This window comes from Frigoribacterium sp. PhB160, from assembly GCF_003751785.1.
Classification (GTDB): domain Bacteria; phylum Actinomycetota; class Actinomycetes; order Actinomycetales; family Microbacteriaceae; genus Frigoribacterium.
The window spans coordinates 72,495-91,718 of record NZ_RKIE01000002.1; the positions used below are offsets into that span (position 1 = coordinate 72,495).

Below are 19,224 nucleotides of genomic sequence, written 5' to 3' on the forward strand. Positions count from 1 at the left end.
GGCACCATGGGCGCATGACCCTCCTCGTGCCGGCCGTGGTGTTCGCCGTCCTCTACGTGGTCAGTCGTCGGCAGGACGCCCGGCGCCTCCGCAACGGGGTGTTCCTCGTCGCGGCGCTCGGCTCGCTGCTCCTCGCCGGAGTGCTCGAGCTGGCCGCTTCGAACGCGTTCCTGCAGGGGCTGGTGCTCCTCGGGTTCGTCGCCGTCGGGCTGCTGATCGTCGTGCTCGCCGTCTTCCTCGTCGGCAACGGCGTGACGATGATGCGGCTCGAAGGGCGGAGCCTCGGCAACCTGCTGTCGCTGCTGGCCGGACTCGCCGTGCTCGTGCTGCCGGCGACCGCGCTGCTGCTGCTCTTCCTGCCCGGTCAGGACCGCCTGCCGAGCTGGGCGTCGACCCTCCTCGTCGCGGCCGGCATCCTGCTGTTCTTCGGCTGCGCCTACGCCGCCGCGACGTTCGCCGCGTTCGGCCTCTACTCCCTCGTCTACAGCCGCTACCGCCACACGCGCGAGCCGGAGGTGCTCGTCGTGCTCGGCTCGGGGCTCATCCGGGGCGAGGTGCCGCCCCTGCTGCGCAGCCGGCTCGACCGTGCGCTGGCGATCTACCGGTCGGTGCCGACGGGCGGGCGGCGCCGTCCTCTCCTCATCCCGTCGGGCGGGCAGGGCGCCGACGAGCCGCGCCCCGAGGGCGAGGCGATGGCCGAGTACCTCGTGGCGCAGGGCGCCGACCCCGACGACGTCCGCGCCGAGACGGCCTCGACCAGCACGCGCGAGAACCTCCTCCTGTCGCGCGAGGTGCAGCGCCAGGCCGGTCGCGTGGGCCGCACGCTCGTCGTGACGAACGACTACCACGTGCTCCGGGCGGCGCTGCTCGCGCGGGCGGTCGGCAGCGACGCCCAGGTCGTCGGGTCGCCGACGGCGGCGTACTACGTGCCGAGCGCGTTCCTCCGCGAGTACGTCGCGATCATGGTCGAGCACCGCCGGCTGAACCTGGCGGCCGTCGCCGCGGTCGTGGCCTTCGTGGGGCTGGTGGCGCTGGTGTCGGCGCTGCCCCTGTGACGGCGGCGCGCCTCCGGCGGGGGCGTCCCGGTGAGCGGCGATGCGCCTGCGGCGGTCGCGGACCGGTCGGCGCGGTCCGTCAGATCTTGCGGAGCAGCACCGAGCTGACCGCGTGGTCGGCCGCCTTCCGCAGCACGAGCGTCGCTCGCGAGCGCGTCGGCAGCACGTTCTCGATCAGGTTCGGCTCGTTGACCGAGCGCCAGACGCCGGAGGCGAACGCGCGGGCCTCGGGCTCGTCCATGTCGGCGAAGCGGTGGAAGAAGGAGCGCTCCTGGGTGAAGGCGCCCTTCTGCAGCGCGAGGAACCGCTCGACGAACCAGGCCTCGATGTCGCTCGTGCGGGCGTCGACGTAGATCGTGAAGTCGAAGAGGTCGCTCAGGGCGAGGCGGCCGGCCGTCGGCGGCTGCAGCACGTTCAGCCCCTCGACGATGAGGATGTCGGGCCGGCGCACGACGACCTCGGCGTTCGGCATGATGTCGTAGCTGGTGTGCGAGTAGAAGGGCGCGCGCACCTCTTCCGCCCCGCTCTTCACCTGCGAGACGAACCGCAGCAGGTGGCGCCGGTCGTACGACTCGGGGAAGCCCTTGCGGTCCATGATGCCGCGGCGCTCGAGCTCGGCGTTCGGGTGGAGGAACCCGTCGGTGGTGACGAGCTCGACGCGGGGCGTGTCGTCCCAGCGGCTCAGCAGCTCGCGGAGGAGGCGGGCCACGGTCGACTTGCCGACCGCCACGGAGCCCGCGACGCCGATGACGAACGGCGTGCGCTGCGCGCGCTCGCCGAGGAAGTCGCTCGTGGCCCGGTGCAGGTTGCGGGCACCCGCGGCGTAGAGGTTGAGGAGGCGGCTCAGCGGCACGTAGACGTCCTGCACCTCGCGCATGTCGAGGCGGTCGCCGAGGCCCCGCAGCTGCACGATCTCGGTCTCCGTCAGGGGGAGGCGCGTGGCGGGCGCGAGATCGGCCCAGGCGTCGCGGCCGATCTCGACGAACGGGGTGGCGTGCGCCGCCGCGTGCCCGTGCGCGGTCGCGCCGGTCGTCGGCGGGCCCGGGCGCGTGGCCGGGGCGGTCGTCGTCGGGGTGCCTTCGGCCATGGCGACGAGGCTACCCGGTCACCCGTTCCTCCACCGTCGGGTCATCCCGCGCACCGTCCGCATCACACCCGATGGTCGCGCGGGCCGGGCCGGGCGACGCCGTAGGATCGGAGCCATGTGTGGAATCGTGGGATACGTCGGTCCGTCCGGTGCCGGTGAGAAGAGCGTCGAGGTCCTGCTCGGGGGCCTCAAGCGCCTCGAGTACCGCGGCTACGACTCGGCCGGCGTCGCCGTGGTCGACTCCGAGGGCCACCTCGACAGCCGCAAGCGCGCCGGCAAGCTGCAGGTGCTCGTCGACGACCTCGAGGCCGACCCGCTGACCGACGGCGCCACCGGCATCGGCCACACCCGCTGGGCCACGCACGGCGGCCCGACCGACGCCAACGCGCACCCGCACCTGGCGGACGACGGCAAGCTCGCCCTCATCCACAACGGCATCATCGAGAACTTCTCGGCGCTGAAGGCCGAGCTCCTCGCCGAGGGCGTCGAGTTCCTCAGCGAGACCGACTCCGAGGTCGCGGCGCACCTCGTGGCCCGGGCCTACCGCCGCACCGGCGACCTGGCCGAGGCCCTCCGCGCCGTCGTCGCCACGCTCGACGGCGCGTTCACGCTGCTCGTCGTCCACGCCGACCAGCCCGGCGTCGTCGTCGGCGCCCGCCGCAACTCGCCGCTCGTCATCGGGCTCGGCGACGGCGAGAACTTCCTGGGCAGCGACGTGGCGGCCTTCGTGGCCTACACGCGCCGGGCCATGTCGGTCGGCCAAGACCAGATGGTCACGATCCGGCCCGACTCGGTCGAGGTCGTCGACTTCGACGGCAACCCCGTCGAGACCACCGAGTTCGACATCGACTGGGACGCCTCCGCCGCGGAGAAGGGCGGCTGGTCGAGCTTCATGGCGAAGGAGATCAGCGAAGAGCCCGAGGCCGTCGCGAAGACCCTGCTCGGCCGCGTCGCCGACGGCGCCGTGACCCTGCACGAGCTCGACGGCGTCGCCGACCGCCTCGCCACGATCGACCGCGTCATCGTCATCGCCTGCGGCACGGCCGCCTACGCCGGCATCCTCGGCAAGTACGCGATCGAGCAGTGGGCGCGCGTGCCCGTCGAGGTCGAGCTCGCGCACGAGTTCCGCTACCGCGACCCGGTGCTCGACGAGAAGACCCTCGTCGTCTCGATCAGCCAGTCGGGCGAGACCATGGACACGCTCATGGCCGTCAAGTACGCCCGCGAACAGGGTGCCCAGGTGCTCTCGATCTGCAACACGCAGGGCTCGACCATCCCTCGCGAGTCCGACGCCGTCATCTACACGCACGCCGGCCCCGAGGTCGCGGTGGCGTCGACGAAGGCCTTCGTGGCCCAGGGCACGGCCCTGTTCCTCCTCGGCCTGCACCTCGCGACCCTGCGCGGCACGATGACCAGCGAGGCCATCGCCGAGCAGGTCACCGACCTCCAGGCCATCCCCGAGAAGATCGAGCGGGTGCTCGAGTCGTCCGAGCGCATCTCGACGCTGGCCGGCTGGATGGCCGACACGCGCTCGGTGCTGTTCCTGGGCCGGCACGTGGGCTACCCGATCGCGCTGGAGGGCGCGCTCAAGCTCAAGGAGCTCGCCTACATCCACGCGGAGGGCTTCGCCGCCGGAGAGCTCAAGCACGGCCCGATCGCCCTCATCGAGCCCGGTCAGATCGTGTTCGTCATCGTCCCCAGCCCTCGCGACCCGCGGTCGCTGCACCCCAAGGTCGTCTCGAACATCCAGGAGATCCGGGCGCGCGGGGCCCGCGTCATCGCCATCGCGGAGGAGGGCGACGCCGCCGTGCTGCCCTTCGCCGACGAGGTGCTGCACATCCCGCTCGCGGCGCCGCTCTTCGAGTCGCTGCTCGCCGTCGTGCCGTTGCACGTCTTCGGCATGGAGCTCGCCGCGGCCAAGGGCCTCGACGTCGACCAGCCGCGCAACCTCGCCAAGTCCGTCACGGTCGAGTAGAGGCACCGTCCCGCATGAGACCCGCTCCGTCCTCGTGATCGTCGGCATCGGCGTCGACGTCGTCGACCTCGCGCGCTTCGACCGCTCGCTGGCGCGGACCCCGGCCCTGCGCGACCGCCTGTTCGGGGCGGCCGAGGTCGTCACGCGCGACGGCTCGCCGAGGTCGGTGCAGTCGCTCGCGGCGCGCTTCGCGGCGAAGGAGGCGCTGGTCAAGGCCCTGGGCGGCTCGACCGGGGTGCGCTGGCACGACATGGTCGTCGTGTCCGACGACAGCGGGGCGCCGTCGCTCGAGCTGGGCGGCGGGGCTCGGTCGCTGGCCTCCTCGCGAGGCGTCACGCGCCTCCACCTGTCGCTCAGCCACGACGGCGGCGTGGCCGTCGCCTACGTCGTGGCCGAGGGGCCCGGCACACCACCCGACGACGGAGTCGACACCGCAGACGATCCCCGAGGAGGGCACGGCTCGTGACCCACGACATCACGGTCAGCGTCGACACCGACGCGCTCCGCCACAACGTCGAGACCCTGCGCGCCCTGGTCGCCCCGGCCGCGGTGATGGCCGTCGTCAAGGCGAACGCCTACGGGCACGGCGCCGTCGCGTGCGCGCGGGTCTTCGCCGACGCCGGCGTCGACTGGCTCGGCGTGGCCGACCTCGACGAGGCGCTCGAGCTGCGGGCGGCCGGCGTCGAGACGCCGATCCTCGCGTGGCTGCACGCGCCCGGCGAGACGTTCGAGCGCGCGGCCGCGCACGACGTGACGCCCGGGGTGTCCGACGTCGCCCAGCTCGAGGCCGCCGCCGCCGCCGGGGTGCGGGCGGTGCACCTCTGCATCGACACGGGGCTCAGCCGCAACGGCGCCGTCGAGAGCGAGTGGCCGACGTTCTTCGCCCGTGCCGCCCAGCTCGCCGACCGCCTGCCGGTCGAGGGCCTGATGAGCCACCTGTCGAACGCCTCGCCGGAGGAGGACGGCGCGCAGCTCGCCGCGTACCTCCGCGCCTTCGAGCTGCTGAGCGAGGCCGGGGTCGAGCCGCCGCTGCGCCACGTCGCGGCGTCCGCGGCCGGCCTGCACTACCGGGGCTCGCGCGGGGGATCGGTCGGCATGGTCCGGTTCGGGCTCGCCTGCTACGGCCTGAGCCCCTTCGCCGACCGTCCGGCGGCCGACCTGGGCCTTCGTCCGGCCCTCACCCTGAGCGCGCCGGTCACGACCGTCAAGCGGGTGCCCGCGGGCGAGGGCGTCTCGTACGGGTACGTGTTCCGCCCCGAGCGCGACACGACGATCGCCATCGTGCCGGTCGGCTACTCCGACGGCATCGACCGGGCGGCCAGCGACCGGGCCTCCGTCACGATCGGCCAGCGCACCTACCGGGTGCGGGGCCGCATCGCCATGAACGCCCTCGTCATCGACGTGGGCGACGACCCGGTCGAGGTGGGCGACGAGGCCGTGCTGTTCGGCGACCCGGCGCTCGGACGCCAGGGCGCCGACGACTGGGCCCGCGCCTTCGACGGCATCACGTACGAGGTCGTCGCGTCGCTGTCGGCCCGCCTGCCCAGGAGCTACGCATGACCACCGCACCCGTGCCCGCCGAACCCGCCGCGCCCGTGCCCGTCGCCGCTCCGACGCCCGACGCCGCGCCCGCGGCCCCGGCCGCCTGGATGCGCCGGGCCACCGTCGACCTGGCCGCCTACCGCGCCAACCTCGCCTCCCTGATCGAGCGGGTCGCCCCGGTCGAGCTGCTCGCGATCGTCAAGGCCGACGCCTATTCCCTCGGAGTCGACGTCATGGTGCCCGAGGCGCTGTCGGTGGGCGTGCGCTGGTTCGGGACCGTCGAGTCCGAGCCCGCCCTCCGCCTCCGTCGGGCGGGCGTCGGCGACGAGGCGTCGTTCTTCGCGTGGCAGCTCGCCCCCGACGAGGACTGGGCGGCGGCCGTGGAGCTGCGCGTCGACCTCGGCGTCTCGACGCTCGAGCAGCTCGAGGCGTTCGCCGACGCGGCCCGTGCCGCCGGGCCCGGCCACGAGGCCCTCGTGCACCTCACGATCGACACCGGCCTGCACCGCGAGGGCTGCCTGCCCGCCGACTGGGCGGCGCTCGTGACCCGCGCGGTCGAGCTGCGCGACGAGGGCGTCGTGCGGCTGCGCGGCTGCTTCTCGCACGTCTCCGAGACGAGCGAGGCCGACGACCACGCCGCCTCCCTCGTCTTCCGCAAGGCGCTCGACGACGCCGAGGCCCTCGGCGCGACCTTCGAGAAGCGACACATGTCGTCGAGCTCGGCGGCCCTCGAGCACCCCGAGCGCCGCTTCGACATGGTGCGCATGGGCTCGAACGGCTACGGCAACCCGGTCACCGAGGGCGTCACGGCCGCCGATCGGGGCCTGCGGCAGGTGCTGACCCTGAGCGCCCGCGTCGTGCGCGTCAAGCGCGTCCCGGCCGGCACGGGGGTCTCGTACGACTACACGTGGCGGGCCGAGCGCGACACGACGCTCGCCCTCGTGCCGCTCGGCTACGCCGACGGCGTCAGCCGCCGCGCGCAGCACGGGGCCGAGGTGACCATCCACGGTCGTCGCCACCCGATCGTCGGCAGGGTCGCCATGGACCAGTTCCTCGTCGACGTCGGCGACCACGAGGTCGCGGTCGGCGACGAGGTCGTGCTCTTCGGCCCGGGCGACGACGGCGAGCTGACCATCGGCGAGTGGGCCGACCGCACCGGCAGCGTGCCGGAGGAGGTCTCCTGCCGCATCGGCGCCCGCGTGCCGCGCGTCTACGTGGGCGGTCGCTCGTGACCGAGGCCGCGCCTCCGGCCCCGTCGGCCACCGTGGTCGTGCCCGACAGCGAGGCGATGGAGCAGCTCGGCCGACGCCTGGCCGGCCTGCTCGGCGCCGGCGACCTGCTCGTCCTCACCGGGCCGCTCGGCGCGGGCAAGACGACCCTGACCCGCGGCATCGGGGCCGGGCTGCACGTGCGCGGCCAGGTGGCGAGCCCCACGTTCGTCCTGGCGCGCACCCACCCGAGCGAGTCCGGCGTGCCGCTCGTGCACGTCGACGCCTACCGCCTCGGCGGCGCGGGCGAGCTCGACGACCTCGACCTCGACTTCGACGGCTCGGTCGTCGTCGTCGAGTGGGGGGCCGGCCTCCTCGACGGGGTCGCCGACTCCTGGCTCGACGTCGTGATCGACAGGCCCCGCGGAGCCGGAGGCGCGGATCCGGCCGACGAGGCCCCCGCGGTCGACGAGGCGCCCGCCGCCGACCGCGGCGACGACCTCCTCGACGCGCTCGACGAGCCCCGGCGCGTGACCCTGACGGCCCACGGCCCGCGCTGGGCCGGGGTCGAGCTGCCCCTCGGTCCCTCCTCCGGCGCGAGCTGACCCACCGCCGTCCCCAGGGCCGGGGGAGGCGCGTGACGGTCCCCGACGACCGCGTACGATCGACCCCGTGATCCTGGCCATCGACACCTCCGCCGGCTCCGCGGTCGCCGTCGTCGACCGCGACGGCGGCGTGCTCGCCGAGTGCACGGTCGCCGACACCCGGCGCCACGCCGAGGTCGTCGGCGTGCTGATCGACGAGGCCCTCCGAGCGGCCGGCGTCGCCCCGACCGAGCTCAGCGCCGTGGTGGCGGGCGTCGGACCCGGGCCGTTCACCGGCCTGCGGGTCGGCATCGTCGCCGCCCGGGCGTTCGCCTTCGGCGCCGGCGTGCCGTGCCTCTCGGTCGGCAGCCACGACGCCGTCGCCTTCGAGCGACTCAGCGGCGCCGCGGGGCGCTCGGTCTCCGAGGCCGGCGGCCGCCTCGACGAGCCGCTGGTCGTCGTGACCGACGCCCGCCGCCGCGAGGTGGCGTGGAGCGCGTGGGCCGGGCTCGACGACGACGGCCTGCCCGTGAGGGTCGCCGGCCCCGCCCTCGTGCGGCCGGCCGACCTCGACGAGGCGACGGGCGCCTCCTCGTCGTCCCCGCGCACCGACCCCGACGCGACGGTGGTCTCGGCCGGGGCCCTGGGCATGCTCGCCGAGCGCCTCTTCGAGCACGGCCGCGCGTTCGCGGCCGACGAGCCGCTGTACCTGCGCGAGCCCGACGTGACCCCGTCGGCCGGGCCGAAGAAGGTCGGCCGGTGACCTGGCGGCTGCGCCGCGCGACGCCGGACGACCTCGACGACGTCATGGCGATCGAGTCGTCGGTGTTCGTCACCGACGCCTGGTCGCGCGAGGGCATGCAGCACGAGCTCGCCTCGCCCGACGGCTGGTACCTCGTGGCCACGCCGGAGTCGGACGACACCCTCGTCGAGGGTTACGCCGGGCTCCAGGTGCTGCCGGGAGCACCCGACGCCGACGTGCAGACCATCGCCGTGCTGCCGCACGCGCGCGGTCGCGGCCTCGGCCGCACCCTGATGACGCAGCTGCTGAACGAGGCCCGGCGACGCGGCGTCCGCGAGGTCTTCCTCGAGGTGCGGGCCGACAACCCCGGGGCGCAGGCCCTCTACCTCTCGCTCGGCTTCGAGCAGATCGCCGTCCGCCCCCGCTACTACATGCCCGACGGCGTCGACGCGTTCGTCATGCGGCTCGCCGTCCCGGCGCCGACCACCCGCCCGGCCGACTCCGAGAGCGAGCAGATCGCGTGACCGCCACCACCGCCTCCCCGTCCGTCCCCGTCGCCGTCGAGGGCGGACCGCTCGTGCTCGGCATCGAGACGAGCTGCGACGAGACAGGCGTGGGCATCGTGCGCGGCACGACCCTGCTCGCCAACGTCATCTCGTCGTCGATGGACGAGCACGCCCGCTACGGCGGCGTCGTGCCCGAGGTCGCCGCCCGCGCCCACCTCGAGGCGATGGAGCCCGCGCTGCGCGCCGCGCTCGCCGAGGCGGGCGTCGGCCTCGACGAGCTCGACGCGATCGCCGTGACGAGCGGCCCCGGCCTGGCCGGGGCGCTCATGGTCGGGGTCGGGGCCGCGAAGGCGCTCGCCCTCGCGGCGGGCAAGCCGCTCTACGCCGTCAACCACCTCGTCGGGCACGTCGGGGCCGACGTGCTGCGCGAGGACGGCAGCGACCTCGAGCTGCCGACCGTCGCCCTGCTCGTCTCGGGCGGCCACACGTCGCTGCTGCACGTGCGCGACCTCGTCGACGACGTCGAGCTGCTCGGCGAGACCATCGACGACGCCGCCGGCGAGGCCTTCGACAAGGTCGCCCGACTGCTCGGGCTGCCCTATCCGGGCGGGCCGCAGATCGACCGCGCCGCCGTCGGCGGCGACCCGACGGCGATCCGCTTCCCCCGTGGGCTCACCCTCCCGAAAGACCGGGCGGCCCACCGCTACGACTTCTCGTTCTCCGGCCTGAAGACCGCGGTCGCCCGCTGGGTGGAACGCCACGAGGCCGAGGGAGGCGCGGTGCCCGTCGCCGACGTCGCCGCCAGCTTCCGCGAGGCGGTCGCCGACGTGCTGCTGACGAAGGCGCTCGCCGCGTGCGCCGACCTCGGGGTGCCCCGCCTGCTGCTCGGGGGCGGCGTGGTCGCGAACGCCCGCGTGCGCGAGCTCGCGACCGAGCGGTGCGCCGCGGCCGGGGTCGAGCTGCGCATCCCGCCGCTGTCGCTCTGCACCGACAACGGCGCGATGATCGCCGCCCTGGGGGCGCAGCTCGTGTCGCGGGGCCGGGCGCCGTCGCCCCTCGACTTCGGGGCCGACTCCACCCTGCCCGTCACCCAGGTGCAGGCCGTCTGACGCCGTCTGGCCAGGCGGACGGGGTCGCCGCCGCGTAGCATGTCGGTCACCGCACGATCAAGGAGACCACGGGACATGACCGACCAGTACCCGGCCCCCCAGGGCCAGCCCCAGCACAACCCCTACCAGGCCTCGGCGCCGCAGGGAGGCTACGGCGGAGCCAAGCCCCGCAACTCGCTGGCCCTCGTCGCGCTCATCCTCGGCATCGCCGGGTTCTTCACGGGCGGCCTCGCGAGCATCGGCGCGATCATCGTCGGTCACATCTCGCTGAGCCAGATCAAGAAGACCGGCGAGGAGGGCCGTCCGATGGCGCTCTGGGGCACCATCCTCGGCTACGTGGCCATCGCGCTGTGGATCCTCGCCGCGATCCTGTTCGTGGCCTTCGCCGCCGCGATCTTCAACAGCCCCGAGTTCCAGAACCAGTACAGCGGGTACTGAGTCCGCGCCGCCGTCGGCGGCCCGCGGCCTGAGGGTCGACTGGGCTCCGCCGACGGCCACGTCGATACCATGACGGGGTCCGCGCCCACCGGCGCGGGCCCCGTCGTGCGTCGGCCCACCACCGGCGGCACCGTCCCCGCACAGGAAGGCTCCTGATGGCCACCGACGACACGAACCCCGAGACCGGCCCGGCAGCGACGCCGCCGCCCGTCCCCACCCCCGGCCCCGCGTCGAGCTCGCCTCCGCTGCCGCCCACCGCCTACCCGGGTGCACCCTCCCAAGCCGCGGCACCCCCGCACGACGGCGGCGCGCCCAGCGCCGACCACCCGTTCGTGGCCCCCGGCTCGCGTCCTGCACCCGAGCAGCGCTCGCCGTACGCCGCGCCCGTCGCACCGGCCGTGCCTCCCGCCCCGGCGTCGGGGCCGTACGCGCCCTCGGCCGCGCCCGGATCGGCTCCGTACGCCGCGCCTCCGGCGCCGGGTCAGGCGGGCCCCGGCCAGGGTCTGCCCGCCGGGCAGCCCCCGCAGCCGTACGGCGCGCCGCCGCAGCCGGGGGGCGCGGGCCAGCCCGCGTACGGGCAGCCGCAGGCCTACGGGCAGCCGCAGGCCTACGGCCAGCCACAGCCTCCGCAGTCGGCGCCGTACGGCCAGCAGCAGGCCTACGGCCAGCCGCCTGCGTCCGCGCCCTACGGCCACGGTGCCCCACAGGCCCCGGGCCACCCGCCGCAGCAGGCGCCGTACGGCCAGCCCCAGCAGCAGGCGCCGTACGGCCAGCCCCAGCAGCAGGCGCCGTACGGCCAGCCCCAGCAGCAGGCGCCGTACGGCCAGCCCCAGCCCCGCACCGGCCCGCAGTACCCGTACGCGCCCTACTCGTCGGCCGGTCCGTCGAAGCCGTCGACCGTCCTCAGCCTGCTGTCCATGATCGGCTCGATCTTCGGCGCCGTCATCTCGATCCTCGTGGTGACGTTCGGCATGGGCATCCTCTTCTCCATCGCGGGCGTGGTGCTCGGGCACGTCGCGCAACGCCGCGAGCCGCAGGGCCGCGGCTTCTGGCTCACCGGCCTGATCGTCGGGTACGCCGGCATCCTGATCGCGATCGTCGTCTGGATCGGCTGGTTCGCCTTCTTCGACTCCCTGTCGGGCTACGGCAGCTACGGCGGCGGCGACTACAGCGGCACCTGAGCCCTGGGCCGAGGCTGGCCAGGCGTCGGCTAGGCCCGTTCGCAGAGCAGCGCGGTGTGCCGCCCGGCCACGCGGGTCAGCACGAGCGTGGCCGACCCCGTGCCCTGCAGCGACAGGCGCTTGCGGAACGCGGCGGGGTCGACGTCGACGCCCCGCTTCTTGATCTCGAGCCGCCCGACGCCCCGCGACCGCAGCTCGCGCTTGAGGGTCTTCTCGTCGAGCGGCAGCGCCTCCACCACGCGGAACGCCTGCGCGAAAGGGGTGTCGACCGGCTCGTCCGAGCTGAGGTACGCGATGTCGCGACTGATGGTGCGGGCGCCGAGGCTGCGGGCGAGGTCGCCGATCAGGCGCGCGCGGATGACGGCCCCGTCGGGCTCGTAGAGCCATTCCCCGACGTCGCCGACCTCGACGTCCTCCGAGTCGGCCGGGGCGGTGAGCTCGGACGCTCCGGAGGCGCCGATCACGAGGGCGGACCGCCCCACCCCCGGTCGCGCGAGCGGGCCGAACCAGACGCCGACCTCGACGACCTCCCGGTCGACCGACACCCACTGGCACTCGGCGTCGCGCGGCAGCAGCTCGCGGTCGATGCCCGGGCCGAGCTTGACGCCGGTCGGGCGGTGCTCGGCGTGCGCGAAGGCGACGTCGAGCGACGGCGACCAGTCGGCGGGGTCGGCCAGCCGCGACGTGCCCGAGTGGCCGGCGGTGCGTCGGGCGGGGTCGAGGAAGACGCCGTCGACCTCGGCCAGGTCGACGGAGGCGGCGTCGGCGTGGAGCACGCGCGACGAGGCCCACGGGGCGAGGTTGTACGACGCCACGGCGGCGGTGACCTCGTCGCGGTCGACGGCGAGCACGTCGAGCTCGAGCGCGGCGAGCGCCATGGCGTCGCCGCCGACGCCGCAGCCGAGATCGGCCACGCGGGAGACGCCCGCGGCACGGAAGCGTCCGGCGTGCCGGGCGGCCACGGGGAGGCGCGTGGCCTGTTCCAGCCCCGCCTCCGTGAAGAGCATGCGGCTCGCGAAGTCGCCGAACTTCGTCGTCGCCCTCGACCTCAGCCGCGCCTGGCTCAGCACCGCGGCCACCAGCGAGGGGGAGTGGCCCTGCTTGCGGAGCGCCGAGACCGTCGAGACGACGTCGTCGTCGGAGCGCCGCTCGGGCAGCGAGTCGAGCAGCCGCAGCCCCTCGGGGGAGAGGATCTCGAGCAGCTCGGTGGTGTCCATGGGCTCCAGTCTCGCCCATGCCCGACGGGGGTTGGCACTCGTGTTGACCGAGTGCCAGTTCAGCCCTACAGTTGTTCTGGCACTCGCACGTGGCAAGTGCCAACCCACGTTCTACGAAGTTCCGAGAAAGCAGAGGTCAACCGTGTCGGTCTCCATCAAGCCGCTCGAAGATCGCATCGTCATCCAGCAGGTCGAAGCCGAGCAGACCACGGCTTCCGGCCTCGTGATCCCCGACACCGCCAAGGAGAAGCCCCAGGAGGGCGAGGTCGTGGCGGTCGGACCGGGTCGCATCGACGACAACGGCAACCGCGTCCCCCTCGACGTCGCCGTCGGCGACAAGGTCATCTACAGCAAGTACGGCGGAACCGAGGTCAAGTACGCCGGTGAGGACTACCTCGTCCTCTCCGCGCGCGACGTGCTCGCCGTCATCGTCCGCTAGCCGGTCGACACGCACCACCGGAGGCCCCCGCCGAGCGCGGGGGCCTTCGTCGTGCCCGGGGCGCCGACGGCCAGGGCCTCGACGGGTCGTGCCACCGGCGCCCCGGTGGCCGTGCCGGGCGTCGGCGGTGCGCCCTAGAGTCGTGACGTGACCGCCGACCGCACCCGCGCCTCCTCCGCTCCCGCCCCCGGGGCGAGCCCGACCGGCGCGAGCCCCTCGGCGACGGGCGCCCCGGCCGCGGCCGCGGCCTCGGGCTCCGGCCTCGCGTACGCCGTCTCGGCCTACGGGCTCTGGGGCGTCCTGCCGATCTTCTTCCTGCTCATGTCGCCGTCGGGACCGTTCGAGATCGTCTCCTGGCGCATCCTCTTCTCGCTGGCCTTCTGCGTCGTCCTCCTCGCGGTCACGCGCGGCTTCCCGGCCTTCCTCGCCCTCCTGCGGCAGGGGCGGGTGGTCGGCATGATGTCGCTCGCCGGGGTGCTGATCGTCGTCAACTGGACGACCTTCATCGTCGCGACCCTCGCGGGGCACGTCGTCGAGGCCGCGCTCGGGTACTTCATCAACCCGATCGTCACGGTGCTGCTCGCCGTGCTCGTGCTGCGGGAGCGCCTCCGGCCCGTGCAGTGGGTCGCGATCGGGCTGAGCGCGGTCGCCGTGCTCGTCATCGCCGTCGGCACGGGGTCGGTGCCGTGGCCGTCGCTGATCATGGCCTTCTCGTTCGGCGCCTACGGGCTCGTCAAGAAGCAGATGGGCGGCCGGGTCGACGCGGTCAGTGGGTTGACCCTCGAGACGATGGCCGTCGCGCCGGTCGCGGCCGCCACCCTCGTCGTGCTGGCCGTGACCGGCATCGGCGGCGGGGTCGTCTTCGGCTCGGTCAGCGTGCTGCACACGCTCGTCGTCATCAGCTCGGGCGTCGTGACGGCCGTGCCGTTGCTGCTCTTCGCCGCCGCGGCCCGGCGGCTGCCGCTGGCCACCATCGGGCTGACGCAGTACCTCGCGCCGGTGCTGCAGTTCATCGTCGGGGTCGTGCTGCTCCACGAGCAGATGCCGACGAGCCGCTGGGTCGGCTTCGCGATCGTCTGGGCCGCCCTGATCATGCTCACGGTCGACGTCGTGCGGACGTCTCGACGGTCGTCGCGGCTGCGGCACGCGGTCGCGGCCGGAGGCTGAGGGCATGTCACGAATTGCTAACGAAACCCCGCGGTGATTCTCAGAACACACACCCGAAACAATCTCGCCCTAGTTTCTTCTCAATCGCGAGGACCGTCTGCCTAGTGGCGGCCCTGCTGTACGCGCTTCACGAAAGGGACCACGGATGATCCGATCCACCAAGGGGCTGAAGGCGCTCGCGCTCGCAGGCGCCGCCTCCGTTCTGCTCGCAGCCTGTTCCACCACCTCGTCGTCCCCCTCCGACGACGGCAGCGCCTCGGCGTCCGCGTCGCAGAAGACCGACCCCGCAGCTTCCTGCGAGGCCCCCAGCAGCCCCGGCCAGGACGCGCTCCGCATCGGCACCATCCTGCCGAACACGGGCACGCTGGCCTACCTGGCACCGCCCGCCGAGGCCGGCGTCGGCCTCGCCATCGAGGACATCAACTCGGCCGGCGGCGTGCTCGGCCAGGACGTCACGGTCGACCCCGCGACCGACTCCGGCGACAGCAACGACCTCACCGTCTCGAGCGCGGCAGCGACGCAGCTGATCGACGCGAAGGTCCCCGTCGCGATCGGCGCCGAGTCGTCGAGCGTCACGCTCAACGTCATCGACCAGCTGACGGCCGCGTGCATCGTCGAGATCTCGCCCGCCAACACCGCCACCGCCCTCAGCGGGTACTCGTCGTACTACTACCGCACCGCTCCGCCGGACTCGGTCCAGGGCAACGCGCTCGGCACTCAGATCGTCAACGACGGCCGTGCGAACGTCGCCTTCCTCGTCTTCAACGACACCTACGGCACCGGCCTGCGCGACACCGTCCAGGAGTCGATCGAGGCCTCCGGCGGCTCGGTCGTCTACGGCGGCACGGGCGACGGCCAGGAGTTCCCCCCCGGCCAGACCACGTTCTCGTCCGAGGTGACGGCCGCGCTGGCCACGAACCCCGACGCGATCGTCATCCTCGCCTTCGACGAGACGAAGTCGATCGTCCCCGAGCTCATCTCGCAGGGCGCCGACATCAGCACCGTCTACATGTCGGACGGCAACACGGCCGACTACAGCGAGGACTTCGACCCGGGCACCCTCACCGGCGCCCAGGGCACGATCCCCGGTGCGTTCCCCTCGACCGACCTCCAGTCGCGCTTCAAGGAGTACTACCAGCGCACCGCCGGCGCCGAGCTCGCCGACTTCTCGTACGCGCAGGAGTCCTACGACGCCACCACCCTCGCGGCCCTCGCCGCGGTCAAGGGCGGCGGCACCGACTCCGGCACGATCCAGGCCAACATGGCCGCGGTCTCGGGTGCGGACGGCGGCACCGAGTGCGCCACCTTCGCCGAGTGCGTGACGGCCATCGAGGCCGGCGACGACATCCAGTACAAGGGCCCGTCGGGCATCGGCTCGTTCGACGACCAGAACGACCCGTCGAGCGCCTTCATCGGCATCTACAAGTTCGACGAGAACAACGTCCCCGTCTACCAGACGGCGGTCGAGGGCGCGGTCGCGAAGTAGCTCGACGACCCCGCTCCACCACGAAGGCCCCGATGCTCCGGCATCGGGGCCTTCCCCGTGCGCCCTGCATGCCCGTGCGGGGCCCTGCACGCCCCTGCATGGCACGGCGGCCCGTGCACGGCCCGGCGTGCCGCCTCTCGTCGCTCGGGCCAGCCCCCGGCGCTCGACCTCGCGGATTCGCGAGAGATCTGGTTCGCCGGGCCGCGCCTCCGGCCTGCCGCCGTGGCGCGCGCACCAGGCCCTCTCGCTCTCAGCTCGAGCGCCGGGACAGCCGGGGAGGCGCGGCCCGCCTCCGCGTCGCCGCCGCGGGTCCCTTCCGGTTTGGCGAGATCCGGGGCCCGGCCGCCCCGCGCCTCCCGCCTGCCGTGGCCGCCGAGCGGCCGACTCCTCCCGCTCTCCGGCACCCGGCCGAGCTGCACGGGCCCAGAGGCACGGCAGAGGCCACGCGCGACACCGGCCCCCGGGCACGGCTGAGGCCCCGCACGACGAGCGTGCGGGGCCTCAGGGGACGCGCAGGGCGCGCGGCGAGCGGGTCAGTGCGACTCGTCGACGTCCTTCGCCAGCGTGCCGAGGTAGAGCTCGATGACCTTGGGGTCGTCCGCGAGCTCGCGTCCGGTGCCCGAGTAGGCGTTGCGGCCCTGGTCGAGCACGTAGCCGCGGTCGCAGATCTGCAGGCAGCGACGGGCGTTCTGCTCGACCATGATCACCGAGACGCCGGCCTTGTTGATGCGGCGGGTGCGGATGAAGGTCTCGTCCTGGCGAACCGGCGAGAGGCCGGCCGACGGCTCGTCGAGCAGCAGCACCTTCGGGTCCATCATCAGCGCGCGGGCCATGGCGACCGACTGGCGCTCGCCGCCCGAGAGCGACCCGGCGCGCTGGCTGCGCCGGTCGCCCAGCACGGGGAAGAGGTCGTAGATGTAGTCGAGCCGCTCCGAGAAGAGCTTCGGGCGGAGGAACATGCCCATCTGCAGGTTCTCCTCGATGGTGAGCGACGGGAAGACGTTGTTCGTCTGCGGCACGAAGCCGACCCCCGCCTGCACGAGCTTGTTCGCCTTGAGGTTCGTGATGTCCTCGCCGCCGAGCGTGACGCTGCCGGAGTGGATCTTCACGAGCCCGAAGAGCGCCTTCAGCAGCGTCGACTTGCCGGCGCCGTTCGGGCCGATGATGCCGATCAGCTCGCCGGGGTAGCAGACCAGGTCGCACCCGTTGAGGATGTTGACCCCGGGCAGGTACCCGGCCGTGAGGTCGGTCGCGTTCATGATGGGCTCGGTGCCGGCGAACTTCTCCGTGCCGGGGTGCTTCACCGTCGTCGAGGCGCTCATCGCTTGTCTCCGCTCTGCTGGCCGTCGGCCGCGTTCGTGGCCGTCGGGGTCGACGGGTCGGGGGAGCCGGGCAGGTCGCGACCCGGCGTGCCGCCGCCGGACGACGAGGAGGCGCCGGTCGCGTCCGCCTCGCGGGCCGCGTCCTCCGCCGCCACCTCGTGCTCGAGCTCCTCGAGCACCGCGTCCGTGAGGAGCGAGTCGTCGCCGAGGTCGGTGTCGTGGTGGGCGCCGAGGTACGCGTCGATGACGGCCTGGTCGTCCATGACGGTGTCGGCCGGGCCCTCGGCCACGACCTTGCCCTCGGCCATGACGATGACCCAGTCGGAGATGTGGCGGACCATGTGCATGTCGTGCTCGACGAAGAGCACCGTGGTGCCGTCGTCGCGGAGGCTCTGGATGTGGCCGAGCAGCGACTGCGTCAGGGCCGGGTTCACGCCGGCCATGGGCTCGTCGAGCATGATCATCTCGGGGTCGCTCATGAGGGCGCGCGCCATCTCGAGCAGCTTCCGCTGACCGCCGGAGAGGCTGCCGGCGTAGTCGTCCTTCTTCTCGTAGAGCTTGAAGCGGTGGAGGAGGTCCTCCGCCTTGACGGTGATCTCGCGCTCGCGGGCCTTCCACAGCGGCGGGATGATGCCGACGAAGAAGTTCTCGCCCGGCTGGTCGCGGGCGCCGAGCAGCATGTTCTGCATGACGGTGAGGCGCGACAGCGCCTTGGTCAGCTGGAAGGTGCGCACCATGCCGGCGCGGGCCACCTTCGCGGCGCCGACGTTGCCCATGGGCTTGCCGTCGAAGACCCACTTGGCCGTGTCGCCGCCGCGCTTGAAGGTCGTCGGGGCGGACGAGGCCTTGTCGAACCCGGTGATCAGGTTGAAGAAGGTCGTCTTCCCGGCGCCGTTCGGGCCGATGAGGGCCGTGATCGCGCCGCGCTGCACCTCCACGTGCTGCACGTCGACGGCCGTCATGCCGCCGAAGCGGCGGACGACGTTGTCGACCGTGAGGATCGAGTCGGGCTTCGACGAGCCGGGCGTGCGCTCGACGGTGCCGAGCTTGCCGCGCAGCACCTCGCGGTCGTAGTCGTAGCCGGGCTTGTCGCGACGGCCTGCGGGAGGCGTGGCGGTGCCGGTCGCGGTGGACGCGCCTCCGGCGGGGATGCCGGCCGTGCCGGTCGAGTTCGTGTCAGACACTGAACGACAGCTCCTTCTTGTTCCCGAGGATCCCTTGCGGGCGGAAGATGATCAGCAGCATGAGGGCGATGCCGACCAGCACGTACGAGAACTGGTCCGCCTGCTGATTGCTCATGATGCTCGCGGGGATGAAGTCGCCTGCCAGGGTGCGGATCGCGAGACGCACGACGAAGAACAGGATCGCCCCGAGCACCGGGCCGAACACCGTCGCGGCGCCGCCGAGCAGCAGGGCCGTCCAGATGAAGAACGTCGTCGAGCGGCCGAGGGCGTCGGGCTGCACCGACGAGGGCAGCACGTAGATGATGCCCGCCAACGAGCCGATCACGCCGCCGAAGACGAGCGCCTGCATCTTGTACGAGAAGACGTTCTTGCCGAGGCTGCGCACGGCGTCCTCGTCCTCGCGGATGCCCTTCAGCACGCGGCCCCAGGGGCTGCGGTTGAGCAGGAACACGATGAGGCAGAGCAGGGCGACGAGCAGCCAGGCCACGATGCGGATCCACCAGCCGTTGACGCCGTTGTTGTCGTACGTGAACCACAGGATCGTGGTCTGTCCGTCGGGCAGCGGCGACAGCGCGGTGAACGGGTCGCGGTACGACGAACCGGTGATGCCGTTCGAGCCGCCGGTGATGTCGGTGAGGATGCTCGAGCGGCCGACCATGCGGATGATCTCCGCCGCGCAGATGGTGACGATGGCGAGGTAGTCGCCGCGGAGCTTCAGCGTCGGGACGCCGAGGATCAGGGCGAACACGAGGCCCGCCGCGAGCCCGATCAGCACCGCGAGGCCGAGGGGCAGGCCGTTGACGAGCGAGATCGCGAAGCCGTAGGCGCCGACGAGCAGGAACGCCGCCTGGCCCATGTTGATGAGGCCGGTGAAGCCGAAGTGGATGTTGAGGCCGATGGCCGCGAGCGCGAACGCCGCGGTGGTCGGGGCGAGCGCCTCGCCGGTGAGCTGGCGGATGAGGTCGATGACGTAGTCCATGAG

At 73.3% G+C, this 19,224-nt stretch carries 19 protein-coding genes; 14 read left to right on the forward strand and 5 right to left on the reverse strand.

Going from position 1 to position 19,224, the window contains the following annotated elements; genetic code table 11:
- Positions 1-14 precede the first annotated feature (14 nt).
- The gene (locus tag EDF38_RS09400; protein WP_123355195.1) at positions 15-1,055 is read left to right on the forward strand and encodes a YdcF family protein; all 1,041 of its coding nucleotides are present in this window, start codon (positions 15-17) and stop codon (positions 1,053-1,055) included.
- 79 nt (positions 1,056-1,134) lie between these two features.
- On the opposite strand, the gene coaA is transcribed toward EDF38_RS09400, so the two are convergent.
- The gene (gene coaA / locus EDF38_RS09405; RefSeq protein ID WP_123355196.1) at positions 1,135-2,142 is read right to left on the reverse strand and encodes a type I pantothenate kinase; all 1,008 of its coding nucleotides are present in this window, start codon (positions 2,140-2,142) and stop codon (positions 1,135-1,137) included.
- Between the two features lie 115 nt (positions 2,143-2,257).
- On the opposite strand from coaA, the gene glmS reads away from it, so the two are divergent.
- From glmS to EDF38_RS09455, 10 genes are all read left to right on the forward strand, one after another.
- Positions 2,258-4,117: a glutamine--fructose-6-phosphate transaminase (isomerizing) gene (gene glmS, locus EDF38_RS09410; protein ID WP_123355879.1), complete on the forward strand. Its 1,860-nt coding sequence runs from the start codon at positions 2,258-2,260 to the stop codon at positions 4,115-4,117.
- A 34-nt stretch (positions 4,118-4,151) separates the two neighbouring features.
- Entirely contained in the window at positions 4,152-4,583 is a 432-nt protein-coding gene (locus EDF38_RS09415) for a holo-ACP synthase (protein ID WP_123355197.1), read from the forward strand.
- Entirely contained in the window at positions 4,580-5,677 is a 1,098-nt protein-coding gene (alr, locus tag EDF38_RS09420) for an alanine racemase (protein WP_123355198.1), read from the forward strand. Before EDF38_RS09415 ends, alr (EDF38_RS09420) begins: the two co-directional genes overlap by 4 nt.
- Positions 5,674-6,891 (forward strand): alanine racemase, encoded by a 1,218-nt coding sequence (gene alr, locus EDF38_RS09425; RefSeq protein WP_233572376.1) that lies wholly within the window; start codon positions 5,674-5,676, stop codon positions 6,889-6,891. Before alr (EDF38_RS09420) ends, alr (EDF38_RS09425) begins: the two co-directional genes overlap by 4 nt.
- 56 nt (positions 6,892-6,947) lie before the next feature.
- The gene (gene tsaE / locus EDF38_RS09430) at positions 6,948-7,472 is read left to right on the forward strand and encodes a tRNA (adenosine(37)-N6)-threonylcarbamoyltransferase complex ATPase subunit type 1 TsaE (protein ID WP_123355881.1); all 525 of its coding nucleotides are present in this window, start codon (positions 6,948-6,950) and stop codon (positions 7,470-7,472) included.
- A gap of 67 nt (positions 7,473-7,539) precedes the next feature.
- Positions 7,540-8,214 carry a tRNA (adenosine(37)-N6)-threonylcarbamoyltransferase complex dimerization subunit type 1 TsaB gene (gene tsaB / locus EDF38_RS09435; RefSeq protein WP_123355199.1) on the forward strand — a complete coding sequence of 225 codons (675 nt, stop codon included), beginning with the start codon at positions 7,540-7,542 and terminating at the stop codon, positions 8,212-8,214.
- Entirely contained in the window at positions 8,211-8,717 is a 507-nt protein-coding gene (gene rimI, locus EDF38_RS09440; protein ID WP_199734684.1) for a ribosomal protein S18-alanine N-acetyltransferase, read from the forward strand. Before tsaB ends, rimI begins: the two co-directional genes overlap by 4 nt.
- Entirely contained in the window at positions 8,714-9,808 is a 1,095-nt protein-coding gene (gene tsaD, locus EDF38_RS09445; protein WP_233572377.1) for a tRNA (adenosine(37)-N6)-threonylcarbamoyltransferase complex transferase subunit TsaD, read from the forward strand. Before rimI ends, tsaD begins: the two co-directional genes overlap by 4 nt.
- Positions 9,809-9,883: 75 nt before the next feature.
- The gene (locus EDF38_RS09450) at positions 9,884-10,246 is read left to right on the forward strand and encodes a DUF4190 domain-containing protein (RefSeq protein ID WP_158613348.1); all 363 of its coding nucleotides are present in this window, start codon (positions 9,884-9,886) and stop codon (positions 10,244-10,246) included.
- A gap of 155 nt (positions 10,247-10,401) precedes the next feature.
- Positions 10,402-11,427, forward strand: a complete 1,026-nt coding sequence (locus EDF38_RS09455; RefSeq protein ID WP_233572378.1) for a DUF4190 domain-containing protein — start codon at positions 10,402-10,404, stop codon at positions 11,425-11,427.
- Positions 11,428-11,456: 29 nt separating this feature from the next.
- Here EDF38_RS09455 and EDF38_RS09460 read toward each other — a convergent pair whose 3' ends face one another.
- A complete protein-coding gene (locus EDF38_RS09460) occupies positions 11,457-12,644 on the reverse strand; it encodes a class I SAM-dependent methyltransferase (protein ID WP_123355201.1) in 1,188 nt (395 codons plus the stop codon).
- Positions 12,645-12,786: 142 nt separating this feature from the next.
- On the opposite strand from EDF38_RS09460, the gene groES reads away from it, so the two are divergent.
- From groES to EDF38_RS09475, 3 genes are all read left to right on the forward strand, one after another.
- On the forward strand, positions 12,787-13,083 hold the full coding sequence (gene groES / locus EDF38_RS09465) for a co-chaperone GroES (protein WP_123355202.1): 297 nt from the start codon (positions 12,787-12,789) through the stop codon (positions 13,081-13,083).
- 147 nt (positions 13,084-13,230) lie between these two features.
- Positions 13,231-14,250, forward strand: a complete 1,020-nt coding sequence (gene rarD / locus EDF38_RS09470) for an EamA family transporter RarD (protein WP_123355203.1) — start codon at positions 13,231-13,233, stop codon at positions 14,248-14,250.
- 145 nt (positions 14,251-14,395) lie between these two features.
- Positions 14,396-15,736, forward strand: coding sequence for an ABC transporter substrate-binding protein (locus EDF38_RS09475; RefSeq protein ID WP_123355204.1), 1,341 nt, complete (start codon positions 14,396-14,398; stop codon positions 15,734-15,736).
- Between the two features lie 533 nt (positions 15,737-16,269).
- Here the strand turns inward: EDF38_RS09475 and EDF38_RS09480 are convergent.
- The 3 genes from EDF38_RS09480 to EDF38_RS09490 form a co-directional block, all read right to left on the reverse strand.
- Positions 16,270-16,995, reverse strand: a complete 726-nt coding sequence (locus EDF38_RS09480; RefSeq protein ID WP_370275631.1) for an ABC transporter ATP-binding protein — start codon at positions 16,993-16,995, stop codon at positions 16,270-16,272.
- Positions 16,996-17,054: 59 nt separating this feature from the next.
- Positions 17,055-18,119, reverse strand: a complete 1,065-nt coding sequence (locus EDF38_RS09485; protein ID WP_123355891.1) for an ABC transporter ATP-binding protein — start codon at positions 18,117-18,119, stop codon at positions 17,055-17,057.
- 115 nt (positions 18,120-18,234) lie between these two features.
- Positions 18,235-19,221: a branched-chain amino acid ABC transporter permease gene (locus tag EDF38_RS09490; RefSeq protein WP_123355206.1), complete on the reverse strand. Its 987-nt coding sequence runs from the start codon at positions 19,219-19,221 to the stop codon at positions 18,235-18,237.
- Positions 19,222-19,224 lie beyond the last annotated feature (3 nt).

Excerpts from the sequence above, each read along its gene's own strand:
- EDF38_RS09400 (WP_123355195.1), top strand. The coding sequence starts at position 15 with ATGACCCTCCTCGTGCCGGCCGTGGTGTTCGCCGTCCTCTACGTGGTC.
- tsaE (WP_123355881.1), top strand. The coding sequence starts at position 6,948 with ATGGAGCAGCTCGGCCGACGCCTGGCCGGCCTGCTCGGCGCCGGCGAC.
- EDF38_RS09460 (WP_123355201.1), bottom strand. The coding sequence starts at position 12,644 with ATGGACACCACCGAGCTGCTCGAGATCCTCTCCCCCGAGGGGCTGCGG.
- EDF38_RS09480 (WP_370275631.1), bottom strand. The coding sequence starts at position 16,995 with ATGAACGCGACCGACCTCACGGCCGGGTACCTGCCCGGGGTCAACATC.
- glmS (WP_123355879.1), top strand. The coding sequence starts at position 2,258 with ATGTGTGGAATCGTGGGATACGTCGGTCCGTCCGGTGCCGGTGAGAAG.
- EDF38_RS09490 (WP_123355206.1), bottom strand. The coding sequence starts at position 19,221 with ATGGACTACGTCATCGACCTCATCCGCCAGCTCACCGGCGAGGCGCTC.
- EDF38_RS09475 (WP_123355204.1), top strand. The coding sequence starts at position 14,396 with ATGATCCGATCCACCAAGGGGCTGAAGGCGCTCGCGCTCGCAGGCGCC.
- EDF38_RS09450 (WP_158613348.1), top strand. The coding sequence starts at position 9,884 with ATGACCGACCAGTACCCGGCCCCCCAGGGCCAGCCCCAGCACAACCCC.
- alr (WP_233572376.1), top strand. The coding sequence starts at position 5,674 with ATGACCACCGCACCCGTGCCCGCCGAACCCGCCGCGCCCGTGCCCGTC.
- EDF38_RS09455 (WP_233572378.1), top strand. The coding sequence starts at position 10,402 with ATGGCCACCGACGACACGAACCCCGAGACCGGCCCGGCAGCGACGCCG.
- coaA (WP_123355196.1), bottom strand. The coding sequence starts at position 2,142 with ATGGCCGAAGGCACCCCGACGACGACCGCCCCGGCCACGCGCCCGGGC.